At 48.8% G+C, this 598-nt stretch carries 1 protein-coding gene; it reads left to right on the top strand.

What is annotated here, in order from left to right; genetic code table 11:
- Nucleotides 1–598: class I tRNA ligase family protein (locus R7Q48_RS29010; RefSeq protein ID WP_318133814.1), on the top strand; the 598-nt coding region annotated here is incomplete at both ends.

The following is a 598-nucleotide window of genomic DNA, read 5'->3' as shown; positions in this document are numbered from 1 at the left end:
ATCAAAGCGTACGATGAATACAACATTCACGCTGTAACTCAGCGTCTAATGCAGTTCTGTTCTATCGAGATGGGCTCATTCTACCTAGACGTAATCAAAGACCGTCAGTACACAGCGAAGCAGGGCGGCCACGCTCAACGTAGCTGTCAGACTGCACTTTACTACATCGTAGAAGCACTAGTTCGTTGGATGGCGCCAATCATGTCATTCACCGCAGATGAGATCTGGAACGAGATGCCAGGCGAGCGCGAAAAATTCGTGTTCACAGGTGAGTGGTTCGATGGTCTATTTGGTCTAGCGGAAGGTGAAGAGCTGAACAACGAATTCTGGACTGAAATTCAGAAAGTTCGTGGGGCGGTGAACAAACTTCTTGAAGCGGCGCGTGCAGAGAAAACCATCGGTGGTGCACTACAAGCTGAGCTAACTCTATTTGCTGATGACGCACTAGCGGCGAAAATCAACAAGCTAGAAGACGAGTTACGCTTCGTGCTACTGACGTCTGCAGCAGCAGTTAAGCCTTTAAGCGAGAAATCTGACGCGGCACAAGCAACAGACATCGAAGGTCTGTTTGTTGAAGTGAAAGCGACAGAAGCTGAGA

The sequence above is a fragment of the Vibrio sp. 378 genome, from assembly GCF_033339435.1.
This window is presented reverse-complemented; position numbering and strand designations above follow the sequence as displayed.